Source organism: Microbacterium sp. PI-SA-G (genome assembly GCF_057215335.1).
Map to the genome: position 1 here is coordinate 3,383,946 of NZ_CM170103.1, position 20,017 is coordinate 3,403,962.

The 20,017-nt window shown below is 67.0% G+C and carries 20 protein-coding genes and 1 pseudogene; 13 read left to right on the plus strand and 8 right to left on the minus strand.

The window, feature by feature from the left end; genetic code table 11:
* Nucleotides 1–43 precede the first annotated feature (43 nt).
* Nucleotides 44–319 carry a metal-sensitive transcriptional regulator gene (locus AC2D10_RS16715; RefSeq protein WP_484709249.1) on the plus strand — a complete coding sequence of 92 codons (276 nt, stop codon included), beginning with the start codon at nucleotides 44–46 and terminating at the stop codon, nucleotides 317–319.
* Nucleotides 320–340: 21 nt separating this feature from the next.
* On the opposite strand, the gene AC2D10_RS16720 is transcribed toward AC2D10_RS16715, so the two are convergent.
* Nucleotides 341–1,888, minus strand: coding sequence for an amino acid permease (locus AC2D10_RS16720; RefSeq protein WP_484709250.1), 1,548 nt, complete (start codon nucleotides 1,886–1,888; stop codon nucleotides 341–343).
* 155 nt (nucleotides 1,889–2,043) lie between these two features.
* Between AC2D10_RS16720 and AC2D10_RS16725 the strand changes: the two genes are divergently transcribed.
* Genes AC2D10_RS16725 through AC2D10_RS16745 form a run of 5 tightly spaced genes read left to right on the plus strand, consistent with a single transcriptional unit; the run spans nucleotide 2,044 to nucleotide 7,057 of the window.
* A complete protein-coding gene (locus AC2D10_RS16725) occupies nucleotides 2,044–3,399 on the plus strand; it encodes a glutamine synthetase family protein (protein ID WP_484711863.1) in 1,356 nt (451 codons plus the stop codon).
* The gene (locus AC2D10_RS16730; protein WP_484709252.1) at nucleotides 3,380–4,132 is read left to right on the plus strand and encodes a gamma-glutamyl-gamma-aminobutyrate hydrolase family protein; all 753 of its coding nucleotides are present in this window, start codon (nucleotides 3,380–3,382) and stop codon (nucleotides 4,130–4,132) included. The genes AC2D10_RS16725 and AC2D10_RS16730 overlap by 20 nt, the downstream gene beginning before the upstream one ends.
* A complete protein-coding gene (locus tag AC2D10_RS16735; protein ID WP_484709253.1) occupies nucleotides 4,129–5,490 on the plus strand; it encodes an aldehyde dehydrogenase family protein in 1,362 nt (453 codons plus the stop codon). The genes AC2D10_RS16730 and AC2D10_RS16735 overlap by 4 nt, the downstream gene beginning before the upstream one ends.
* Before the next feature lie 25 nt (nucleotides 5,491–5,515).
* On the plus strand, nucleotides 5,516–6,295 hold the full coding sequence (locus tag AC2D10_RS16740; RefSeq protein ID WP_484709254.1) for a 3-oxoacyl-ACP reductase: 780 nt from the start codon (nucleotides 5,516–5,518) through the stop codon (nucleotides 6,293–6,295).
* Between the two features lie 33 nt (nucleotides 6,296–6,328).
* Nucleotides 6,329–7,057: a FadR/GntR family transcriptional regulator gene (locus tag AC2D10_RS16745; protein WP_484709255.1), complete on the plus strand. Its 729-nt coding sequence runs from the start codon at nucleotides 6,329–6,331 to the stop codon at nucleotides 7,055–7,057.
* Nucleotides 7,058–7,088: 31 nt separating this feature from the next.
* Here the strand turns inward: AC2D10_RS16745 and AC2D10_RS16750 are convergent, their stop codons facing one another.
* From AC2D10_RS16750 to AC2D10_RS16770, 5 genes and pseudogenes are all read right to left on the minus strand, one after another.
* The gene (locus tag AC2D10_RS16750; RefSeq protein WP_484709256.1) at nucleotides 7,089–7,556 is read right to left on the minus strand and encodes an Lrp/AsnC family transcriptional regulator; all 468 of its coding nucleotides are present in this window, start codon (nucleotides 7,554–7,556) and stop codon (nucleotides 7,089–7,091) included.
* Nucleotides 7,557–7,666: 110 nt separating this feature from the next.
* A pseudogene (locus tag AC2D10_RS16755) lies at nucleotides 7,667–8,826 on the minus strand (acyl-CoA dehydrogenase family protein).
* On the minus strand, nucleotides 8,823–9,581 hold the full coding sequence (locus tag AC2D10_RS16760) for an alpha/beta fold hydrolase (protein WP_484709257.1): 759 nt from the start codon (nucleotides 9,579–9,581) through the stop codon (nucleotides 8,823–8,825). The pseudogene AC2D10_RS16755 and the gene AC2D10_RS16760 overlap by 4 nt, the downstream one beginning before the upstream one ends.
* 41 nt (nucleotides 9,582–9,622) lie before the next feature.
* Nucleotides 9,623–10,540, minus strand: coding sequence for a sugar kinase (locus AC2D10_RS16765; RefSeq protein WP_484709258.1), 918 nt, complete (start codon nucleotides 10,538–10,540; stop codon nucleotides 9,623–9,625).
* Nucleotides 10,541–10,554: 14 nt separating this feature from the next.
* Nucleotides 10,555–11,763, minus strand: a complete 1,209-nt coding sequence (locus tag AC2D10_RS16770; RefSeq protein ID WP_484709259.1) for an MFS transporter — start codon at nucleotides 11,761–11,763, stop codon at nucleotides 10,555–10,557.
* A gap of 388 nt (nucleotides 11,764–12,151) precedes the next feature.
* Between AC2D10_RS16770 and nrdH the strand changes: the two genes are divergently transcribed.
* From nrdH to AC2D10_RS16800, 6 genes are all read left to right on the plus strand, one after another.
* Nucleotides 12,152–12,385 carry a glutaredoxin-like protein NrdH gene (nrdH, locus tag AC2D10_RS16775; protein ID WP_045279611.1) on the plus strand — a complete coding sequence of 78 codons (234 nt, stop codon included), beginning with the start codon at nucleotides 12,152–12,154 and terminating at the stop codon, nucleotides 12,383–12,385.
* 8 nt (nucleotides 12,386–12,393) lie between these two features.
* A complete protein-coding gene (gene nrdI / locus AC2D10_RS16780; RefSeq protein WP_484709260.1) occupies nucleotides 12,394–12,843 on the plus strand; it encodes a class Ib ribonucleoside-diphosphate reductase assembly flavoprotein NrdI in 450 nt (149 codons plus the stop codon).
* Between the two features lie 41 nt (nucleotides 12,844–12,884).
* Entirely contained in the window at nucleotides 12,885–14,984 is a 2,100-nt protein-coding gene (gene nrdE, locus AC2D10_RS16785) for a class 1b ribonucleoside-diphosphate reductase subunit alpha (protein WP_484711864.1), read from the plus strand.
* Between the two features lie 32 nt (nucleotides 14,985–15,016).
* Nucleotides 15,017–15,994 (plus strand): class 1b ribonucleoside-diphosphate reductase subunit beta, encoded by a 978-nt coding sequence (gene nrdF / locus AC2D10_RS16790; protein WP_484709261.1) that lies wholly within the window; start codon nucleotides 15,017–15,019, stop codon nucleotides 15,992–15,994.
* A 363-nt stretch (nucleotides 15,995–16,357) separates the two neighbouring features.
* A complete protein-coding gene (locus AC2D10_RS16795) occupies nucleotides 16,358–17,629 on the plus strand; it encodes a tyrosine-type recombinase/integrase (protein WP_484709262.1) in 1,272 nt (423 codons plus the stop codon).
* A gap of 58 nt (nucleotides 17,630–17,687) precedes the next feature.
* Nucleotides 17,688–17,894, plus strand: coding sequence for a helix-turn-helix domain-containing protein (locus AC2D10_RS16800; protein WP_484709263.1), 207 nt, complete (start codon nucleotides 17,688–17,690; stop codon nucleotides 17,892–17,894).
* Nucleotides 17,895–17,897: 3 nt separating this feature from the next.
* Here AC2D10_RS16800 and AC2D10_RS16805 read toward each other — a convergent pair whose 3' ends face one another.
* Nucleotides 17,898–18,881 (minus strand): DNA-processing protein DprA, encoded by a 984-nt coding sequence (locus AC2D10_RS16805; protein ID WP_484709264.1) that lies wholly within the window; start codon nucleotides 18,879–18,881, stop codon nucleotides 17,898–17,900.
* Between the two features lie 193 nt (nucleotides 18,882–19,074).
* Between AC2D10_RS16805 and AC2D10_RS16810 the strand changes: the two genes are divergently transcribed.
* Nucleotides 19,075–19,431 (plus strand): sulfate permease, encoded by a 357-nt coding sequence (locus AC2D10_RS16810; protein ID WP_484709265.1) that lies wholly within the window; start codon nucleotides 19,075–19,077, stop codon nucleotides 19,429–19,431.
* A gap of 14 nt (nucleotides 19,432–19,445) precedes the next feature.
* On the opposite strand, the gene AC2D10_RS16815 is transcribed toward AC2D10_RS16810, so the two are convergent.
* Nucleotides 19,446–20,012, minus strand: a complete 567-nt coding sequence (locus AC2D10_RS16815; RefSeq protein ID WP_484709266.1) for a hypothetical protein — start codon at nucleotides 20,010–20,012, stop codon at nucleotides 19,446–19,448.
* Nucleotides 20,013–20,017: the final 5 nt, after the last annotated feature.

A 20,017-nucleotide genomic window follows, 5' to 3' on the forward strand; every position in this document is an offset into this window, starting at 1 on the left:
TTTCGACAGGCTCAGAGGGCCTGGGGCGGAGTAGCCTCGAAGAGTGATCGAAGACATCAAGAAGCGCGCCCTGCATCGCACCAGCATCCTCGAGGGTCAGATGCGCGGCGTCGCACGGATGATCGAGAACGAGGACTACTGCATGGACATCATCACGCAGTCCCGGGCGATCCAGCGATCCCTCGAGTCACTCAACCGCCTCCTGCTCGAGAACCATCTGCGCACGCACGTGACGCACATGTTCGACGAGGGTGGCGAGGAGCGCGAGAAGGCGGTCGGCGAATTGCTGAAGGCGTTCGACTTCGACTCGCGGTCGTAAGAGCCCGCGCTCCTCGCCGGGTCAGCGGCCGCCGCCGAAGACCTCGCCCTCCATGGCGTCGTACCCCTCGGCCTGCGGGTCGCCGTGCGTGCCGCCCGACAGCGCGTACTCCTCTTCGGGCGAGAGCACCAGGCGGTGCCGGAAGAACAGCGCGAACCCGAGCAGAATGACCACGTAGACGATCGCGATCGCGATGATCGCCGGCCCGAACGTGGGGTTGAGCAGGAATCCGACGAAGATGAGGGCGGCGATGACCAGCGCGACGGCAGCTCCCGGAACACCCCACGGGCTGCGGTAGGGCCGATCGGCGTTCGGGTACTTCCGGCGCAGGATCATGAACGACACCAGCTGCAGGCCGTATGCGAGCACCGCGCCCCAGACGGCGATGTTCAGCACGATCGCCCCGGCGACGGTTCCGGCTCCTTCGGCGTCGACGGCCGCCAGCACATCGAGCACGATGAGGGCGACGAAGCCGATCGCGGCGCCGACGGCCAGCGCGACCCAGGGCGTCTGCCGCTTTCCGGTGAGCGAGAGGAATCGCGGATAGTAGCCGGCCCGCGAGAGCGAGTACATGTTGCGTCCGTAGGCGAACATGATGCCCTGCAGCGACGCGAGCAGGCCGATCAGCGCGAACAGCGCCAGCACGGCCGCGAGCTGGTCGCCGACGATGGCACGGAAGCCGTCGAGCAGCGGCTCTCCCGCAACGCCCGTGGCCTCGGCGCCGATCACGCCGGTGTTGAGGAACAGCACCAGGAGTCCGGTCACGATGAGGGTGCCGCGAGCCCAGAAGCCGGCCTTGGGGATGTCACGGGTCGGGTTGTGCGACTCCTCAGCGGCGAGAGGCAGCTCTTCAATGCCCAGGAAGAACCACATCGCAAAGGGGAGGGCGAAGAGGATCGGCAGGACGCCGTGCGGCAGGAATGCGGTCTGGCCCTCGTCGGGGACGATGTCCCACAGGGCGTCCCAGCTGAACGCGCCGGAGAACAGCGCCATCAGCGAGAACACCAGGATGATGCCGATCGAGATGATCGAGACGACGATGGCGAAGCGGAACGAGATCGCCGCTCCCGCGGAGTTCAGTGCGATGAAGACGACGTAGAGGATCAGATACCAGACCCACCCCGGCAGCTCGAGGCCGAGCAGCTCGCTGGTGATGCCGTTCGCATACGACGCGGAGAAGTAGACGATCACCGCCGTGGTGGCGACGTACTCGATGGTCTCGGCGGCGCCGGTGACGAGGCCTCCCCAGGGGCCCATCGCGGATCGTGCGAACGAGTAGGCGCCGCCCGTGTGCGGCATCATCGCGGCCATCTCGCCGATCGCGAAGATCATGCCGTAGTACATGACGACGAGGATCGCGAAGGCGATCAGCATGCCGCCGAACCCGGCGAAGTCGATCCCAAAGTTCCAGCCCGAGAAGTCGCCCGAGATGACCGCGGCGACCGCGAGGCCCCAGAGCCCCCACACTCCGGCGGAGCGCTTCAGCGTGCGCTTGTCGAAGTAGTCGGTGCCGGCACGTGTATAGGTCGCTCCGCCAACCTTGCGGGAACCGCTGTTCTGCTCAGACATCCGCTCTCCACTCGCTCGCGCACAGGCGCCGGGTGCACCTTGCGGATGATTGTGACAGTCAATGGTGGTTTCGTCTACCTTTAAACCTCGTGGTGATCTACTCTGGTGCCGGAGCCGGTCGGTCGATCGCCTCGCCACGACGACGGGAGCCGAAGATGTCGGGAAACCTCAGCATCGAGCAGCTGGACGCCGGCATCGCCGCCGGTGAGATCGACACGGTCATCGTGGCGTTCGCCGATGCGCAGGGACGACTGGTCGGAAAGCGCGTCTCCGCGCGACTGTTCCAGGAGGACATCCTCCATCACGGCGCCGAGGCCTGCGACTACCTGCTCTCGGTCGACGTCGACATGAACACGGTCGACGGATACGCGATGTCGGGCTGGAACCGCGGATACGGCGACATGGTACTGCGGCCCGACGCCGAGACCCTGCGGCGCATCCCGTGGATCGAGGGCAGCGTGCTGGTCATGGCGGATCTCGTGTGGCAGAACGGCGAACCCGTCGGGCCGTCGCCACGTGCGATCCTCGACCGGCAGCGAGACCGACTGGCGGAACGCGGATGGACGGCGTTCGCGGGCACCGAGCTCGAGTTCATCGTCTTCGAGAACACCTTCCGCGACGCGTGGGCTCGCAAGTACGAGGGGCTCACTCCCGCGACCGACTACAACGTCGACTACAACCTGCTCGCCTCGACGCGCATGGAGCCGCTGCTGCGTGACATCCGCCTCAGCATGGACGGCGCCGGCATGTACTGCGAGGGCGTCAAGGGCGAGTGCAACCTCGGTCAGCAGGAGATCGCGTTCCGCTACGCGGAGGTGCGCGAGACCGCCGATCAGCACGCGATCTACAAGAACGGGGCGAAGGAGATCGCCGCGAATCACGGTCAGTCGCTGACGTTCATGGCGAAGTTCAATGAACGCGAGGGCAACAGCTGCCACATCCACCTCTCGCTGCGCGCCGATGACGGGACGCCGGTGATGGCGGGCGACGGCGAGCACGGCTTCAGTCCGGTCATGGAGCACTGGATCGCCGGCATCCTGGCCACTCTGCGCGAGTTCACGCTGCTGTACGCGCCGAACATCAACTCGTACAAGCGGTTCGCGAACGGAAGCTTCGCGCCGACCGGCGTCGCCTGGGGGATCGACAACCGCACCTGCGCGCTGCGCGTGATCGGCAGCGGATCGGGCCTGCGCGTCGAGAACCGGGTGCCCGGGGGAGACGTGAACCCGTACCTCGGCATCTCGGCGATCATCGCCGGCGGACTGTACGGGGTCGAGCACGAGCTTCCGCTGCCCGAACGCTTCACCGGCAACGCCTACGAGGCCGGCGTCGATCATCTGCCCACGACGCTCCGCGAGGCGGCCGAGCTGTTCCGGGCGTCGACGATCGCGCGCGAGGCGTTCGGCGACGATGTCGTCGAGCACTACCTGAACCAGGCCCGCATCGAGCTCGAGGCGTACGACGCGGCCGTCACCGACTGGGAGCGCGTCCGTGGCTTCGAGCGGCTCTGAGCGCACGCCGCTGATCGGCGTCACCACCTATCTCGAGCCAGCACGTCAGGGGGTGTGGGATGTGCGGGCGGCGTTCCTTCCTGAGCAGTACCTGACCGGGGTGACCGCGGCCGGAGGGATCGCACTGCTGCTGCCCCCTCAGGACGCGGCGGGAGCGGATGCCGCGATCGCCGGCCTCGACGCGCTGGTGCTGTCGGGCGGGGCGGATGTGGCACCCGAGCTGTACGGCGCCGAGCGGCATCCGTCGACCGATCCGGCACGCGTCGATCGTGACGCGTGGGAGCTCGCACTGTTCCGCGCGGCCGAGCGTCGGCGTATGCCCGTGCTCGCGATCTGCCGCGGACTCCAGCTCGTGAACGTGGCCCGCGGCGGCACACTGCAGCAGCACCTCCCGGACTCGCTCGGGACCGAACGGTATCGCCTCGGCGGCGGCGTCTTCGCCCAGAACCGCGTCGACGTGGCCGGAGACACCCTGCTCGCCGAAGTGCTCGGAGACGGAGCGGTCGAGGTGCACAGCTACCACCACCAGGGCATCGATCGGCTCGGAGAGGGGCTGACCCCGGCCGCACATTCCGATGACGGCCTGGTGCAGGCGTTCGTCGACACCGAGCACGGGCATGTGGTCGGCATCCAGTGGCATCCGGAGGAGAACGCCGAGGACCGGCGCCTCTTCGAGGATCTCGTCAGACAGGCGCGCGCGTTCGTCGCGGGTCGGAAGGAAGGCAGCGCATGAGCGCGTTCACCGTGATCAATCCGTCGACGGGCACCGCGGTGCGCGACGTCTCGCGCGCCGGCGTGGAGGAGACGGATGCCGCGATCGCCCGCGCTGTCGCGGCGCAGCGCCGGTGGGCGGCGCTCGCGCCCGTGGCACGCGCCGACGCCCTGCGGGCCTTCGCCCGGGCCGTCGAGGGGGCGGCCGAGGAGCTCGCCCAGCTGGAAGTGCTGAACTCCGGGCACCCGATCACCTCGGCACGGTGGGAGGCCGGTCACGTCGCGCAGGTGCTCAACTACTACTCCGCCGACCCGGAGCGGCTGTCCGGCCGACAGATTCCGGTGGCCGGCGGGTTGGATGTGACCTTCCACGACCCTTACGGCGTGGTCGGGGTGATCGTGCCGTGGAACTTCCCCATGACGATCGCGTCGTGGGCGTTCGCGCCGGCGCTCGCCGCGGGCAACGCGGTGGTTCTGAAACCGGCCGAGCTCACCCCGCTGACGGCGATCCGACTGGGCGAGCTGGGGCTGGAAGCGGGTCTGCCGGAGGGGCTGTTCGAGGTCGTCACCGGGTCGGGATCGGTCGTCGGGCAGCGGCTCGTCGATCATCCGGACGTGCGCAAGGTCGTCTTCACCGGATCCACCGAGGTGGGGATCGAGGTCGCCGCCGGCTGTGCCCGGGCGCTGAAGCCGGTGACGCTGGAGCTCGGAGGAAAGAGCGCGAACATCGTGTTCGCGGACGCCGACCTCGAGCGGGCGGCCGCGGCCGTGCCCGGCTCGGTGTTCGACAACGCTGGGCAGGACTGCTGCGCGCGCAGCCGTCTGCTCGTGCAGCGTTCGGTGTACGACCGCTTCCTCGAGCTCCTGGAGCCGGCGGTCGCCGCCTGGCGCGTCGGCGACCCGTCGCGCGACGACACAGACATGGGGCCGCTGATCTCGGCGCGTCACCGCGACACGGTCTCGGAGTTCCTCGACGGCGCCGACATCGCCTTCCGTGGCAGCGCCCCGGACGGCGACGGGTTCTGGTTCGCACCGACCGTCGTCCGCGCCGACCCCGCGGACCGGATCGCCCAGCAAGAGGTGTTCGGCCCGGTGGTGGCGGTGCTGCCGTTCGAGGACGAGGCGGATGCCGTGCGGCTGGCGAACGACACGGCGTACGGTCTCGCGGGCTCGCTGTGGACGGAGAACCTCGGCCGCGCGGTGCGCGTGGCACGCGGAGTCCGCAGCGGCGTGCTCTCGGTGAACTCGCACTCGTCGGTGCGCTACGCGACCCCGTTCGGCGGCATGAAGGCCTCGGGCCTCGGTCGCGAACTCGGACCCGACGCCGCCGAGCACTTCACCGAGACCAAGAACGTCTTCTTCGCCATCGACGAGCACTGAGCACGACCCCTATCCGGAGGAATCCATGAGCATCGACCTGACCCAGCGTCTCCGCGATCGTGTCGCGATCATCACCGGCGGCGCGAGCGGCATCGGCTTCGCGACCGCCCAGCGCTTCGCGGCAGAGGGCGCCTTCGTCGTCATCGCCGACGTCGACCCGACCGCAGGAGAGGCGGCGGCCGCGCAGGTCGGCGGCGTGTTCCGTCCGGTCGACGTCGCGGACGAGGCGACCGTGAACGCGCTCTTCGACGGCGTGGCCGAGGAGTTCGGGCGCATCGACATCGCCTTCAACAACGCGGGCATCTCGCCGGCCGACGACGACTCGATCGAGACGACCGAGCTGCCCGCGTGGGACCGCGTGCAAGACGTGAACCTCAAGAGCGTGTATCTCTGCAGCCGCGCGGCGCTGCGGCACATGGTCCCGGCTGGGCGCGGGTCAATCATCAACACGGCGTCGTTCGTGGCGCTGCTGGGATCGGCGACCTCGCAGATCAGCTACACGGCATCAAAGGGCGGGGTGCTGGCGATGTCACGCGAGCTCGGCGTGCAGTTCGCGCGGCAGGGCATCCGCGTGAACGCGCTCTGCCCCGGGCCGGTGAACACGCCGCTGCTGCGGGATCTCTTCGCCGCGGACCCCGAGCGAGCGCAGCGCCGACTCGTGCACGTGCCGATGGGGCGCTTCGCCGAGCCCGAGGAGCTCGCCGCCGCCGTGGCGTTCCTGGCGTCGGACGACTCGTCCTTCATCACCGCGAGCGCGTTCGTGGTCGACGGCGGCATCACCAACGCCTACGTCACCCCGCTGTGAGAGCACCCCGCCTCGCTGTGACACAGTGAAGACATGAGCGAGCACCCCGTCGACAGCGACCTCGTCGAGGTGCGTCGCGCGGTCTATCGGCCGTTGCGCCGGGGCAACGCGCTCGAAGACACCGTGGCCCGCCTGGTGCAGACCATCCGGCTCGGGGTGGTCGCGCCGGGCGAGTCCCTGCCGCCCGAGCGCGAGCTCGCCGCCTCGTTCGGAGTCAGTCGCGACACCGTCCGCGAAGCGATCCGTGAGCTGGCCGACGCTGACTACCTGCAGGCGCGTCGGGGGCGATACGGCGGCACCTTCGTGGCCGATCCGCTGCCGCATCCGATGAAGGCCGAGACGGTCACGGCCTCCGAGCTCGAGGATCTGTTGGGCCTGCGCCGGGTGCTGGAGTCGGGAGCCGCGCATGCCGCCGCGAGTCGGACGCTCGATGCGACGACCCGCGCTGACCTGTGGGCGCGGCACGAGGCCGCGCTGCCGGCGGGACCCGACGAATACCGTCGGCTTGACACACTCTTCCACCTGGCCATCGCCGAGGCGGCGGGCATCTCCTCCCTGGTCGCACTCGTGGCCGAGAACCGTGCGGGCGTCAACGCCTGGCTCGACGCCTTCCCTTTGATGCCGCGCAACATCCAGCACTCGGGGGAGCAGCACGAGCGCATCGTCTCGGCGATCCTCGCCGGGCGGCCAGATGCGGCCGAAGCCGCGATGCGCGATCATCTGGCAGGATCCGAAGCGCTGCTGCGCGGCTTCCTGATCTGACCGCCGGGCGTCGGCCGTCAGCGAGTCCGGCTCATCGCGTGCCCCAGTTGTAGAGCTGCTTCTGGAGCTTGGCGTAGATGAACGTCTCGGTCGACAGGACGCCGTCGATCGGGCGGATGACGTCGTTGATGAGCGCGAGCAGGTCGGCGTCGTCCTCGCACACGACCTCCGCGAGGATGTCGTAGGTGCCGACCGTGATCACGACGTAGTCGATGGCGGCGATCTCGGCGATCGCCTCAGCCACCACGCGCGAATCGCCCGAGGTGCGGATGCCGATCATCGCCTGACGGTGGAACCCCAGCTGCATCGGATCCGTCACCGCGACGATCTGCATCACGCCCGAGTCCGTGAGCCGCTGCACGCGCTGACGCACGGCGGCCTCGCTGAGCCCGACGACCCGACCGATGTCGGAGTAGGAGCGACGGCCGTCCTCCTGCAGGAGCTCGATGATGGTCTTGGAGACGGCATCCAGCGAGGGATGCTTCTTCGTCACGCTCATGGTGCGATCCTCGCACCGAGACGGCCGGTCGGCAACCGAATCCGCGTCCCGGGCGGGTCAGACCTGCGGAATCGACAGGAAAGGCGCACGGGAACCGCTGCTCGATGCGATCAGGATTCGACCGGTCCGAGCCAGGCGCTCGCCGCGGTGGAGTGTGCGGACTCCGGATCGGAGGGGTGGAACGCTCCGGCGAGCACATCGCGGTACAGCCGAGAGAGTTCGTTGCTCGAGAAGTACGAGCCGCCCCCGGCGACGAGCATCGCCTGATCGACGACGTGCTTGGCCATCGTGATCGCCCGGTGCTTGACGCCGGAGAGCAGCGAGAACCAGCGGGCGCCGTGGTCGGTGCGGCCGTCGACGTCGTGGGCGAGTGCGGCGATCTGCGGGGGAGCGCGTCGTACGCGAGCGCCATGTCGGCGATGCGCCACCGGATGTCGGGGTCCTGGCTGTACGCGGCACCGGTCTTCTTCGACCGCCGCGTGGCCGCGGTCTGCACCGCGAGGTCGAGCGCTCGGCGGGCGATGCCGGTGTAGACCGATGCGAGCAGGATCTCGAACACGCTGAAGATGCCGAACACGATCGGGTCGGGCGTAGGTCCGGCATCGATGCGGCGGACCACGTGCGCCGGCGCCGCGACGGCACCCGCGAGTCGGGTCGTGCGACTCTGCGTGCCGCGCATGCCCAGCGTGTCCCAGTCGTCGGAGGTCGTGACCGCGTCGGTGCGCTCCACGAACGCGAAGACGAGTTTCGGAGCATCTGCACTGGTCGTGTCGAGTCCGTGCAGCCCGAGCCGGGTCCACACGGGGGCGAGCGAGGTGAAGATCTTCGTGCCGGTGAAGGAGTAGCCGCCGTCGGGCAGGGGAGTGGCGTCGGTGTCACTGCCGAACAGCACGAGGTCGTTGCCCGCCTCGCTGATGCCGAAGGCGAAGACCTCGCCGGCGACGGCGCCGTCCTGCACGAACTCGAGCCCGGGCACGCCGCGGTCCGAGAAGACCTTCGCGACGCCGGTCCACACCAGGTGCATGTTGATCGCGAGTGCCGTCGCCGGGGCGGCTGTGGCCAGTCGCTGCTGCAGGATCGCCGCCTCGGCGAGGCCGAGACCGGCCCCGCCCCGCTCGCTGGGAACGAGGATCGACAGATACCCTGCCGCACGCAGTTCGTCGAGATCCTGCTGGGGGAAGGTGTTCTCGCGGTCGTGCTGCGGCGCGCGCTCGCGGATGCGGTCGAGCAGATCGTCGGGCAGGAACACGGTGGGGTCGAAGGCGCTCATGCGAGTGCCTCCCGCAGCTGACGAAGCGATTCCTCGGGCTTGTCGCGGTGCACTGAATGCCCGGCACCCTCGACGACCGACATCGTGATCAGCGGATTCGCCGCGAGCACCTCGTCGGCGAGGTCGCCGGTGAAGATGCTGTACACCTCGGGGTCCGCGGCGATCACGTGCGTGGGCACCGTCAGCGCCTGCGCCGCAGCCCGCACGTCCCACGGCTGGTTCTGCGCACTCGTCTGCTCCACGGCCCACGCGCTCGCGCGCAGAACGGCGTCGACCTTGAGCTCCTGATCCTGCGGGTGCCAGTGCGGATGCTCCTCTTGCACGACCGCGAGGCGGGTGTCGGCGAACGCGCGCTCCTGGCTCGCGCGCACGATGCTCGCGTCACGGCCCGAGACGAAGATGGCCGGGTCGATCAGCACGAGGCGCTGCGCCCACTCGGAGTCGGATGCGGCGGCCACCGTGCTCGACGCTCCTCCGAGAGAGTGTCCGATCACCGCATCCCACGCGCCGCCGCCATCAGGGCGCGTCGCCGCGAGATCCGCGGCGAAGGCTGCGACCGAGTAGTCCGTCGCGCGCGGGGCGTCGCCGTGGCCGCGCAGATCGACGGCCGTCGCATGCCATCCATCGGCCGCGAGGGCGCCGCCGATGCGCCACATCAACGCGCCCGAGGAGCCGAGCCCGTGCACGAGGAGCGCACGACGAGGGGCCGAGGGGTCGCCCCACGAGAGGCGGGGCAGCGTGAGCGGAGCAGGCATGGACCCAGCCTACGACCGGACGGATGGGGTCAGACGCGAGGTCAGACGCGCGCGGTCAGCGGCGGCAGGTCGGCGGCGATCATCAGCACGCGGCGCGCGGCGGCGTGCCCGGCGCTCAGCCGTGCGGCCAGATCGTCGCCCTCGAGTGTCGCGGCCAGGAAGCCCGAGGCGAACGCGTCGCCCGCGCCCACCGGTTCGACGACCTCGACCACGGGCGCCGGCACGAACACCGGGGCGTCGTCGCCGGCGAACGCGGTGGCACCCACATCGCCGTCCTTCACCACGAGCAGAGCGCAGTGCGGAAGCAGGGCGCGGATCTCGGCGGGCGTCGGCGTTCCCCAGATGCGCTCGGCCTCGTCGCGACCCACGAAGGCGATGTCGGCGGCGTCGGCGAGACGCGCGAGCGTGTGTGCGGCCTCTTGCTCACTCCACAGCGCGCGACGGTCGTTCACGTCGAACGAGACCAGCGCTCCCGCGGCACGGGCGGCGGCGAAGAGGCCGTCGACCATCTGCAGACACGTGGGCGAGAGAGCGGGGGTGATGCCGGTCGTGTGCACGATGCGTACACCGGCCAGGCGCTCGGCCGGCAGGAATCCGGCATCCATTCGCGACGCGGCAGACCCGCGTCGGTAGTAGTAGACGGCCGACGACTCGACCCCAGGGTCCTTGAACATGACGCCGGTGGGAGCATCCGTATCGCGCTCTACCCACAGCTCGACCCCGCGGAGGTGCATCTCGTCGGCGATGCGGTCGCCGAGCGGATCGGCGCCGAGGCGCGACGCCCAGGCGGCGCTGTGTCCGGACAGCGCGAGTCCGACCGCTACGTTCGCCTCGGCGCCCGCGAGGCTGATCGCCGCCGTCTCGGCGTCGGCCAGACGCGCGCCGGTGGGGGTGATCAGCGCCATGGACTCGCCGACGCAGACCACCTCGGGGGCCGCGGGCGAAGTCGAGGTCGTCAAGGGTGCGGAGGAGCTCATGAAGGTGTGACCGCCAGGGGTTCGGTGTCGGGATGAGGACTCGCGTCGCGATGACGCAGATCGGGGAAGGACCGGACGAACACGATCGAGACGAGAAGACCTGCGGCGGCGAACACGGTCGCCGCGAGGTAGGCGCCGCGCCAGTCGCCGGCGTCGACCAGGAAGCCCGCGACCGCGGAGCCCGCCGCCGCGCCGATGAGCTGACCGGTGCCCGCCCAGCCGAACGCTTCGGCGGTCTCGCTGAACTTGACGCTGGCGGAGGTGATCGCGAAGAGCACCGCCAGCGCGGGGGCGATGCCGATGCCCGCCAGGATCAGGGTGCCGCCGAGCCAGAAGACGTTGAGCATGACCATCGTCAGGGCCAGGCCCACCGTGACGATCAGCAGTCGTCGGGCCATCGCCCAGGGGCCGATCGGGATGTGCCCGAAGGCCAGGCCGCCGGCGAGGCTGCCGAGCGCGAAGACCGCGAGCACCAGCCCGGCGGTGAGACTGCCGTGCTCGAAGCTCGCCACCACGCCGACCTCGACCGCCGAGCAGGCGCCGATCAGCAGGAACCCGACCACGGTCGCCAGCATCACCGGGGGCTTGAGCACCACGGTGCCGAACGAGCTGCGGCTGCGGGGGATGCGCACGCGGCCCACCTCGGGCGAGAGGATGAACCACGCGCCGCCGCCGACCAGGATGACCGCGACCAGGAGCAGTCCCTCGGTCGTGCCGACCTGCGTCGACACCAGCGTGATGACCACCGGCGCCAGGACCCAGATGATCTCCTGCAGCGATGCGTCGAGGGAGAACAGCGGCGTGAGCTGGGTGGAGTTGACGAGCTTGGGATAGATGGTGCGCACCGCGGCCTGGATCGGCGGCGTCGACAGGCCGGCGATCATGCCCAGGATCATGTACCCGGGCACGGTGAGGGGGAGGAGGGCGAGCGCGATCACCGAGACCACGCAGACCGCGAGCGTCAGGGTCAGTACCCGCCGCATGCCCCACATGCCCATCCAGCGACTGGTGACCGGGCCGGCGATCGCCTGACCGACGCTTGTCGCAGCGAGGACGAGACCGGCGTAGCCGTAGGACCCGGTCTGCTGTTCGACGTGCAGCAGGATCGCCAGAGAGGACATCCCGTTGGGGAAGCGCGCGGTCAGCTGAGCCGCGATCATGCGCGCCACTCCGGGCGTGCCAAGAAGGTCCCGATATCCCGCCACCAGACAACGGTACCGGCCCGCGGGGTGAGGATCGAACGGGGTCCAGAAGGGGCGCGCGAGCGACCAGGAGGCGACACGCCGACGACACGCCGAGGGGCAGTTTCCACAGGCATCCGAATGTCGGAGGGGGGTCGTAGCGTCACCCCTGTGGATGGATCGTCTCCCGATGGTTTCGAGCCGCGATTTCTCGGGCCTCACGACCTCTTCAGAGGGGTGTCAGCCTGTGGAAGAAACGGTGGAGAACCTGTGTTGTCTATGGGGAGAGCGGTGGAAAACTACACGGATGTAACTACTAGCCCTAGTGGTCGCACCCAATGTCCGTCCCTATATGTAGTATTGAACTCCCGGCGGCGGTCCGCCGGGAAAACCACAGATTTGAGGGGATCAGATGTCGATCACGGTCTACACCAAGCCGTCCTGCGTTCAGTGCAACGCCACCTACCGCGCGCTTGACGCCAAGGGCATCGAGTACGAGATCCACGACCTGTCGGAGGACCCCACGGCCCTCGAGCAGGTCAAGGCGCTGGGCTACATGCAGGCGCCGGTCGTCGTCACCGACGAGGACCACTGGTCGGGCTTCCGTCCCGACAAGATCAACGAGCTGGCCACCCGCCTGGCCTGACCTGCGACATGAGCGCCGTGGCTACTGCAGCGCCGCTCCTGGTCTACTTCTCGAGCGTCTCCGGAAACACGGCACGCTTCATCGAGAAGCTGGGCCTGCCGGCCCGACGTATTCCTCTCCAACGACACGACGCAGATCTCGTCATCGACGAGCCGTTCGTCCTGATCACCCCCACCTACGGCGGGGGTGAGGGGCGCGGCGTCGAACGAGGAGCGGTGCCCAAGCAGGTCATCCGATTCCTCAACGACGAACGCAATCGGAGCAACATCCGCGGTGTTATCTCCGCGGGCAACACGAACTTCGGCGAGTCCTTCGGGCTGGCCGGAGACATCATCAGCCGCAAGTGCCACGTGCCGCACTTGTATCGCTTCGAAATCTTCGGCACACAAGACGATGTTGATCGCGTGAGCGACGGATTGGAACGACGGTGGACACCGCAGTTGACGAGCAGGCAGTGACCGAGCAGGCGGCTTTCAAGATCAACCCCGGGTATGAGGGCATGGATTACCACGCTCTCAACGCGATGCTGAATCTGTACGACGCGAACGGCAAGATCCAGTTCGACGCCGACAAGCGCGCCGCGCGGGAGTATTTCCTGCAGCACGTGAACCAGAACACCGTGTTCTTCCACTCCCTCAAGGAGCGACTCGACTACCTCGTCGAGAAGGAGTACTACGAGGGTGCGGTCATCGAGAAGTACCCGTTCGAGTTCGTGCAGAAGCTCAACGACCTGGCCTACTCGAAGAAGTTCCGCTTCGAGACCTTCCTCGGCGCGTTCAAGTACTACACGAGCTACACGCTGAAGACGTTCGACGGAAAGCGCTACCTCGAGCGCTTCGAGGACCGCGTCGTGATGACCGCCCTCGGCCTCGCCGACGGCGACGAGAAGCTCGCGGTCGCCCTGGTCGAGGAGATCATCTCGGGTCGCTTCCAGCCGGCCACGCCGACCTTCCTCAACGCCGGCAAGGCGCAGCGCGGCGAGCTCGTCAGCTGCTTCCTGCTGCGCATCGAGGACAACATGGAGTCGATCGCCCGCGGCATCAACTCCGCCCTGCAGCTCTCCAAGCGCGGCGGCGGCGTCGCCCTGCTCCTGTCGAACATCCGCGAGTCGGGTGCGCCGATCAAGCAGATCGAGAACCAGTCCTCGGGCATCATCCCCGTGATGAAGCTTCTTGAAGACAGCTTCAGCTACGCCAACCAGCTCGGTGCCCGTCAGGGTGCGGGCGCGGTGTACCTCAACGCGCACCACCCCGACATCATGCGCTTCCTCGACACGAAGCGTGAGAACGCCGACGAGAAGATCCGCATCAAGACGCTGTCGCTCGGCGTCGTCGTGCCCGACATCACCTTCGAGCTCGCGAAGAACGACGAGGACATGTACCTGTTCTCGCCGTACGACGTCGAGAAGGTCTACGGCGTGCCCTTCGGCGACATCTCGGTCACCGAGAAGTACCGCGAGATGGTCGACAACCCGCGCATCAAGAAGACCAAGATCAACGCCCGCGAGTTCTTCCAGACGGTCGCCGAGATCCAGTTCGAGTCCGGCTACCCGTACGTCATGTTCGAAGACACGGTGAACAAGGCCAACCCGATCAAGGGTCGGATCAACATGTCGAACCTGTGCAGCGAGATCCTGCAGGTGAACACGCCGACCACGTACAACGAGGACCTCTCGTACGACACCATCGGCAAGGACATCTCCTGCAACCTCGGCTCGATGAACATCGCGCTGTCGATGGATGCCGACGACCTCGGCCAGACCGTCGAGACGGCGATCCGCGCGCTCACCGCGGTCAGCGACCAGAGCCACATCGGCTCCGTGCGTTCGATCGAGGACGGCAACGACCGCTCGCACGCCATCGGCCTCGGCCAGATGAACCTGCACGGCTACCTCGCTCGCGAGCACGTGTACTACGGCTCTGAAGAGGGCGTCGACTTCACGAACATCTACTTCTACACGGTGCTGTTCCACGCGCTGCGCGCCTCGAACAACCTCGCGATCGAGCGCGGCACGTCGTTCGACGGGTTCGAGGACTCGACATACGCCAGCGGCGCGTTCTTCGACAAGTACATCGAGCGCGCCTGGGTTCCCGAGACCGACAAGGTCAAGGAGCTCTTCGCCGGCAAGCACATCCCGACCCAGGAAGACTGGGCCGAGCTGAAGGCGTCGATCCAGAAGCACGGCATCTACAACCAGAACCTGCAGGCGGTGCCCCCGACCGGCTCGATCTCGTACATCAACAACTCGACGTCGTCGATCCACCCGATCGCGTCGAAGATCGAGATCCGCAAGGAAGGCAAGCTCGGTCGCGTCTACTACCCGGCCGCGTTCATGACCAACGACAACCTGGAGTACTACCAGGACGCGTACGAGATCGGCTACGAGAAGGTCATCGACACGTACGCCGCCGCCACGCAGCACGTCGACCAGGGCCTGTCGCTGACGCTGTTCTTCAAGGACACCGCCACCACGCGCGACATCAACAAGGCGCAGATCTACGCATGGCGCAAGGGCATCAAGACGATCTACTACATCCGTCTGCGTCAGCTGGCGCTCGAGGGCACCGACATGGCCGAGTGCGTCTCGTGCATGCTCTGACCCGCTCCTGACAGACAAGAAACGACACAGACATGACACCCGAATCCCTCAAGCTGGTCGACCACGTGCAGGCGATCAACTGGAACCGCATCCAGGACGACAAGGACGTGGAGGTGTGGAACCGCCTCGTCAACAACTTCTGGCTGCCCGAGAAGATCCCGCTGTCCAACGACATCCAGTCGTGGAACACGCTGACTCCCGACGAGCAGTTGCTCACGATGCGCGTCTTCACCGGTCTCACGCTGCTCGACACCGTGCAGGCGACCGTCGGTGCCGTGTCACTGATCCCCGATGCGATCACCCCGCACGAGGAGGCCGTCTACACGAACATCGCGTTCATGGAGTCGGTGCACGCCAAGAGCTACTCCTCGATCTTCTCGACGCTCGCGTCGACGAAGGAGATCGACGAGGCGTTCCGGTGGTCGGTCGAGAACCCGAACCTGCAGCGCAAGGCGCAGATCGTCATGGACTTCTACCGCGGCGACAACCCGCTCAAGCGCAAGGTCGCCTCGACGCTGCTCGAGAGCTTCCTGTTCTACTCGGGCTTCTACCTGCCGATGCACTGGTCGAGCCGGGCGAAGCTCACGAACACCGCCGACCTGATCCGCCTCATCATCCGTGACGAGGCCGTGCACGGGTACTACATCGGCTACAAGTTCCAGAAGGGCCTCGAGAAGGTCTCGCAGGCCGAGCGCGATGAGCTCAAGGACTACACGTTCTCGCTCATGTACGAGCTGTACGAGAACGAGGTGCAGTATACGCAGGACCTCTACGACGGCGTCGGACTGACCGAGGACGTCAAGAAGTTCCTACACTACAACGCCAACAAGGCGCTCATGAACCTCGGCTACGAGGCCATGTTCCCGGCGTCGGTCACGAACGTGAACCCGGCTATCCTGTCGGCGCTCTCGCCGAACGCCGACGAGAACCACGACTTCTTCTCGGGGTCGGGCTCGTCGTACGTCATCGGCAAGGCCGAGGCCACGGAAGACGACGACTGGGACTTCTGAGAACTACTCTCTGAGATCCCAGCGAAACAGCTGGTCAAAGGCCCGGAACCGCGAGATCTCGCGGTTCCGGGCCTTTTTCGTGCCCTCTTCGAAATGACAAAGGAGGACAGAGATGACCAGGAATACCCATTCGGTGGGGCACGCGGAGGGCACAAGCGCACCTTCGAGCTGTACGAGGAGGTGTCCACCGGACCGATCGCGTGCCCGGCGTACCTCAGGGCTCGTGCCCCATCGTGCCCCTTGTGTCGTATGGAATGGCTCAAGTCCCGCGGAATCCTGGGGAACTCGGCGTCCGTGCGAATCGAGGGGCACGGAGGGGCACGACGGTCCACGCCCGTCCGTTCGAGTCCACGGGAGAGCACGATGAGCACAGCAAAGCGCGAAGCCTGGGGACGGTTGCGTAAGCTTCCGTCGGGGCGTTGGCAAGTTCGGTACTCGGGGCCAGATGGAGAGACGCACACAGCCCGGACCGACGATGACAAAGCGCTGACGTTCCTCACGAAGACGGACGCGCGGACATGGCTTGCCGCCGTGCACACGAAAATCTCGCTCGGCCAGTGGATACCGCCAGCGGCCGTAGCGGCACAGAACCGCGCCGAAGCCGCTGCGGAGAATGCGCGGTCGATGGGGTTCGAGGAGTACTCGGAGCGATGGGTACAGATGATCAAGACAGAGCGCAATCGCAGCGGCAAGATTCGGGCAATCGCAACCGTCCGCTCGTATCAGAGCAAGGTCAGCGGTTACCTCATTCCGGAGTTCGGTGACACTCCGGTGAGGGAGATCGACGTGGACCGCATCCGAGTGATGACGCAGCGACTCGACCAGATCCCTGCGCCGTTGAATCCCAAGTCGAAGTTCAACGGGATCACGCGGCCGGTGTTGATCGTGCTCATGATGATCTTGCGCCAGGCGGCCCGCGACGGGATCATCCCTGCTGCACCGAGCATCTCCATTCCGCGTCAGGAGTCGGTGCGTCACGATTCTGACCACGACGAAGGTGAGGATGTCGTGGCGCCCAGGCAGGTCGAAGCGCTCTACGCGGCGGTTCCCGAGCAGTGGGCGATCATGGTGCCGCTTGCCGCCTGGTGCCAGCTGCGTCGCGGGGAGTGCCTGGGACTCCAACGGCGCGACATCGAGTGGCACGATGACGGCAGCGCAACCCTGCATGTGCGTCGTCAGCTGAACGCCAACACTGGTGACTACACCGACACCAAGAGCGATGCAGGCAAACGGTCGCTCAGTATCCCGAAGCTCATGACCGTTCGACTCAAGCAACATCTGGCCGACAACGTCGACGGCGAAGCCAAAGCGCCGGTCGTTCCGGCGAGCGTCAGGGGCAGTATGCCGCTCTCGAGCACTCGCTGGGGGTACGTCTGGGCCGACGCGCGAGACGGCGTCGACGGCTTGCCGCATCGCTTCCGCTTTCACGACCTGCGACACACGGGCCTGACAATCTTCGCTCAGGAAGGTGCGACGCTCGCTGAGCTGATGCGTCGGGGCGGGCACGCGGATATTCGAATCGTGCTGCGGTACCAGCACGCCACCCTGGACCGTGATCGCGAGCTGGCGAATCGAATGAGCGACCGAGTTGCCGAGAACATCGCCCGCGCGCTGAAGGAGGATGAGGAGACCTAAGCGGACAGGCGCGGACACCTGTGAAGTGACACGAGTCCACTCACGGGGAGGTAGCGCCATGACTGTTCGAACTCGCTCCGAGGAGCACGACACCGGATTGGCCTCCCTGGCGATCGCGGCTGAGAGCTTGGGTGTCTCGGTCAAGACGATCCGACGTCGAATCTCCGACGGCACTGTCCGGGGATACCGGGTCGGACGACTCATCCGCGTCGACCTTGACGAGCTGCGGCGGAGTCTCGTCGTAGAGATCCCGACGGCAGGGTGACCGCTACAACACTCGAGTGTTCGGCGAGACGACATGAGGTGCCCCCGGGCGGATCGCATTCCGCTCGGGGGCGCTCGTGTTGTTCCCGAGCATTCGCACGACATCGGGTCCGCAGGTGACGACACGGGCACGACCGTTTTGAAGGAGACGGTTCGTACCGGCGCTGGCAGCGCTCGTCACCGGTCCCGGAACGGCGCCGACGATCCGTCCGAGGAATGAAGCCTCTCTCGCCGTCTGCAATGTGCCCGAGCGGAATCCCGCTTCAACGATGACGGTCGCTCCCGACATCGCGGCGAGGATGCGTGAACGATCGAGAAACCGCTGCCGTGTGGGAGCGGATGCAGGTGGCGCCTCAGTGAGCACAAGCCCTCGGTGTGCGATGCTCTCGATCAGGTCTGCGTGACCGACGGGGTACGCGCGGTCGACGCCAGAAGCGAGAACCGCGATTGTGTTGTCTCCGTGCATGAGTGCCGCGCGGTGTGCGGATCCCTCGATTCCGTAAGCACCACCGGCGACGAGGACTCTGTCGCTCTCGGCGAGGTCACCGGAGAGTTCCTCGGCGACGTGAACACCATAGCCAGTTGCCGCCCGTGCACCCGTCACAGTAGTGCGCTGGGCGAGCGGTGCGGTGAGGAGTTCAGTACGTCCCCGCGTCCAAAGCGCGTACGGGGTCCGTGCCCCGAGATCGTTGAGGGCCGGTGGCCATTCGGAATCCTCGGGGATCAGCACCCGGTAGTCGCCTCCTGAGCCCATGCCCGATGCGACGTGATCAGGGTTCGCAGTCAATCGCAAGCGATGTCGCCATACCGCGGCCTCCACACGATCCAGACCCGGGATCGACGAGTCACGCTCGATGAGGGAGATCAGGTCGACCGCGCCGACTCTCATGAGGAGACCACCGGTCACGGTGTCGTTGGGAGCGCCGATCAGCGCGAGCACCATACGGGCACTCCGCTCATCCTTGGCGAGGTGCGAGAGCGTGGGCATGACAGCCTCCTGGGCGTTGAGATCTCGATAGGAAGGTGAGCAGGATCAGCCCTTTTGGCTCCTGAAGAGCAGGCGTACCCTGGAAGGCGAAGCAGGTTCACAACTCTGCAGGCCCTTCGTGGCGGCCCTCCACGGGCACTCGACACACATGCTGCTTCCTCGACGGAGAACGACGTGTGACGAGAGGCCCATCATGATTCGTTCGATCTGGACGGTCAGCATCTTCATCCATGCTGTCCTGCAGCGGTGCGCACCTACGAACATCGTTCTTGGCCGCATCCGACGTCGCCGCGGACTCAAGTGGGGCGTTCCTGCGATGCTCCTCGCAGTGCCTTACTTGATCGCGGCCAGCCTGTGTTCCGCGGCGATCAGTGACGGCGCCCCGGGGTGGCTGAACCTCATCATCCTGCTGTGCCTGTGGAACGCGATGAAGTTCATCGTGGCGGGACCCGTCGCCGCGGTGCTCCTGCTCCGTGCTCGGCGTCGCGAGGCCGTCGCGAGGCGCGTGTCCGAGCGGGCGAACGCAGCCGTCGAGCTTGTCGCGGCCTGAACGCCCGACCGATCTCAGTCAGGGATCTCGCCGGTGCGTTCGTCGATAGTGGCGAAGAACGCATCCTCTGCGGCCTGGCGCGCTTGGACCTGTTCGATGATGAACTCGACGAAGTCGGCGTCTCGGTCAGCGATGACATGCTCGACGATGTCGACGGTGCGGTCTTCCCCCGGCCATACAGTCTGCCGCATCGGACGGTCCCGGTCGAGGCGGGTGCCACTGACCGTGACCCAATCGCGCAAACGCTGGCGAGCATCCGCGAAGTCGCGATGCCAGCCCAGCGGTGCCGATCCGTCTTGTTCGGCGTCGTAGGCGCAGAGCCAGTGCAGGTGGAGCGCTGACAGCTCCCAGACCAGCTCTGGATGGCGGTGCCAAAGCGGCGGAATCACTGCCGCCGGGATGCCGTACTCCAGCCGGAGCCAGTTCACCCAGCGGTTGAGCTCGAGGAGTTCTTGCTCAAGGTCGTGCGAGGTGAGCAAGTTCCAGTTGATCGGGTGCGGTGGCTCCGCAACGAGATCGGGCTCAAGCGGCTCAGCGTGCATGCTCTCGGGGCCCTCGTTGAGGGCGTTGTCGTCGTCCATGGTTA